Origin of the sequence: Burkholderia sp. SIMBA_062 (genome assembly GCF_046534765.1) — a bacterium.
In the GTDB taxonomy this organism is placed as follows: domain Bacteria; phylum Pseudomonadota; class Gammaproteobacteria; order Burkholderiales; family Burkholderiaceae; genus Burkholderia; species Burkholderia ambifaria.
Genome location: NZ_JAWRYD010000632.1, coordinates 1 through 235 on the forward strand (window position 1 = coordinate 1; position 235 = coordinate 235).

Consider the following 235-nt stretch of genomic DNA (forward strand, 5'->3'; position numbering starts at 1 on the left):
CCACTGACGCTTCAATATTCGACTCATGACGGCCATTCGTTCTTACCGCTTTCCTCGGGCAAAGCCCTTCACGCGCCTCACGCTGCTCGCCGGTGCATGCGTGCTGTCGGCCTGCACCGTGGGCCCCGACTATCACGGCGCGCCCGCGGTCGCGCCCGAAGCCGCGAGCGCCGCGAACTTCGTGCGTACGCCCGCGCAGGGCGTGACGACGGCGCGCGCGCCGAGCGACTGGTGG

Annotated in this window: 1 pseudogene; it reads left to right on the forward strand. The window is 69.8% G+C overall.

The annotated features are described in order from the left end of the window. Nucleotides 1–25 precede the first annotated feature (25 nt). A pseudogene (locus SB786_RS37715) lies at nucleotides 26–235 on the forward strand (TolC family protein); the annotation flags it as partial.